This is a genomic window from Streptomyces albus subsp. albus, from assembly GCF_000719865.1.
GTDB lineage: Bacteria > Actinomycetota > Actinomycetes > Streptomycetales > Streptomycetaceae > Streptomyces > Streptomyces albus_E.
On the sequence record NZ_JOID01000064.1, the window covers coordinates 1 to 2,764 of the forward strand.

Genomic DNA, 2,764 nt, shown 5'->3' on the forward strand with positions numbered 1-2,764 from the left:
CCAGCATCCGCCCCGGACTGAAAGCGCCACCCCACGCGGAGTCACCCACCGTTGACCCCCCTTCCGCCCCGTCCTGCCAACGCCCGCAACACCCCGCACTCGCACCCGCACATCAGTAACCCGCCCCCGCGCTGTCGTCACCGGCACCGGAAACCTCAAGTCATCGGACTCAGCGTGAGGTTCGCAGGTTACTGCGCGTCGCCGACAGGTGTCCGCTGCGCTCGGTCAGGCACCGGACCACTCAGGAACATGGACGCGCCCCCTACCCGCCGCCGGTCCCGGGCGGATACGGCACACCGGGCGGGGCCCCCGGCGGAGGCACCGTCCCTGACGCCCTGCCCGGAGGCGCCGGCGAGGGCGGAGCCCCGTACGGCTGCTGCGAAGCCTGCGGCGGCCCTGGCTGCTGATACGGATACACAGGCGGATACTGCTGCTGATACGGCACCGCCGCCGACGGCTGAGCCGCCCCAGTCGCACCCCGCCGCCGGCGCGAAACAACCACCGCGGCGGCAACTCCCCCACCGATCACCGCAGCCGCACCAAGCCCCAGCCCCAGCCCCACCCACAACGCGATATCACCACCACCAGCACCAGCGCGCCCAGCTGCCTGCGGCTCCCCATCACCATCCCGCTCCCCCGGTGCCCCGGAACCCGACGAGTCCGACGATCCCGACTCCAACTCCCCCGTAATGGGATACACATCAGCCGGCCCGGGATCCCCAGGATCCTTGAGCGCGATGCGCGGCCGGACAATGCCATAACCGATGGAGTCCGTCCGCTCCTCACCACTCCTGGCACCGCTCGCGGTATTGATCATCACCCGCAGCACCTGATTCGCCGTCCACTCCGGATACTTCGCCCAGATCAACGCAGCCGACGCAGAAGCAAGCGCAGTCGCATCACTCGTGCCATGGGTGATACAGACCTCTGTACCTCCGGGGCACGCGGCGACCATGTCTTCCCCCGGGGCCGCCAGATCCACCTGAGGGCCGTACTCGGACTCCTCGGTCGTTTCCCCCTTCTTGTCTGTCGCGGCCACACCGACGACCCCAGGAGTTGCCGCCGGGTACAGCACCGGGTTGTCCCGCTCAGCACTGTTACCGACACCCGCGAAAATCAGCTTGCCCTTGTCCAGGGCATATCGGACGGCATCGGCCAACCGCTCCTGTTGCCTCGCATTCGCCGGCAGCGCCAGCGAAATGTTGATGATCTCTGCCTCGGAATCGGCCGCGTACCGGATGGCTTCACTCACTTTGAGGGAGAACTGCTCTCGCTGCTCCCCAGCCCGTGCCTTCAGTCCGTCCCTGATCCGCACAGGCAGAATCTTTGACTCCGGAGCAAGGCCGACAGTTGCCTTGCCGTCAGCTCTCTTACCCGTCCCGGCAATGAGCGCAGCCATGCCGGTTCCGTGTCCGTCGTAGTCGTCATGCGCACCGCCCTCCTGCCCTGAGAGGTCCTTGCCCGGAAGGACTTGACCCCGCAGATCGGGAAGGCTTGATTCCACACCGCTGTCAATGACCGCGACGGTAATGCCCTTGCCCTTGCTTGTCTCCCACATGTCGTCGGCACGCATTGCCTGCAAGTGCCACTGATCTGACCGTGGCGAGTCTGCGATGGCCTGTGTCCCCGAACCGCCGGCGATCAGGATGCACAGGCACCCGGTCGCCATCGTCCGCAATGTACGGCTTCCAGCACTCGCGATCCGCAACTCTCGCCCTCTTCCGGCCTGGGGTCCGCGTTTCAGTCAACAACAGGCGGCACAACACGACGACTGCCGTGCAACCAAGTTGCTTCGTCTTCGCTCGCATAAGCGCGACGCTCAGAGTTCCCGTCCCGGCCGGAGTCACCCTTTCCGGGTTTCGCCGACGCCGTCCCCCGTCCACCTGCCATGCCGCCCGCAACTGCCTGGCCTCGTACAAGCCCTGTGCCGCCGGGGGTGAACCCTTGGCCCATCGCCGCGCCGAGGCGCTGGGCCCGGCCGCCGACGACTCCGCCGCTCTCCACAGCCGGACGACGCCCCGCCGCACCTCGCCCTGCCGCACCTGCCGACTGTCCACTGCCGGAGCCGACTCCCCCGACCTGACCGAACGGCCTGCCATGGCCGCGCGTCTGTTCATCGCCGATGACGGTACCGCGCGGGATCGCGCCGACGGGGCGCCCGCCAGTGGGCAGTGCGGGGCGGCCACCGTGAATCCCATGGTCGACCGGACCTCGCAACCGCCCGCGCGGACTCCCGTCCGGGGTCTCCGCGTGCCCCACCGGCCGGGCCGTGAACGGGTTTGTTCTTCCCGTCTGCCCGGGGCCTCCGGTGCCCGGCCGAGTGAAGGGTACGGAGGGCAGTCCCGGATGGGGAGTTGTGCCCCCCTGCTGTGGAACGGGACCACCCGCGGACTGTCCCGTGCCGGGTGCCGGCCCGGTGGGTGCCGGAGGCGCGTCCACCCCGCCTGCGAGATGCACACCCACCCCGCGATCCGGCGAAACGACTGGATTCTCCGCAGCGGGCAGGGGAGCGCGGCCGTTCCCGCCGCCGCCCACGTCGGAAGAGGAAGCAGACGCAGTCGCGACGGACCGGTCAGCCGCGCCCTGGGCAGTTGTTTCTTCGCTCCCCGGGTGGTACCGACGACCGCCACGGACGTTCTCCCGGTCAGGCAGGACGGCCGTCGGCGGAGGTGGGAACTTCGGGCGTTCTGCTGCGGTCATGTTCATGGACGACCAGCGGTAGGAGCCCGCCAGCTTCGTCATCAAGCGGGCCGCTTCCGCATGG

The 2,764-nt window shown here is 68.8% G+C and carries 1 protein-coding gene; it reads right to left on the reverse strand.

The genetic code is table 11. From position 1 onward, the window contains the following. Positions 1–262: 262 nt before the first annotated feature. Entirely contained in the window at positions 263–1,669 is a 1,407-nt protein-coding gene (gene mycP, locus IF83_RS30875) for a type VII secretion-associated serine protease mycosin (protein WP_051723533.1), read from the reverse strand. Positions 1,670–2,764: the final 1,095 nt, after the last annotated feature.

What these genes read in the sequence shown, in the direction of transcription:
- mycP (WP_051723533.1), bottom strand. Translation starts at nt 1,669, where the DNA reads ATGGCGACCGGGTGCCTGTGCATCCTGATCGCCGGCGGTTCGGGGACA.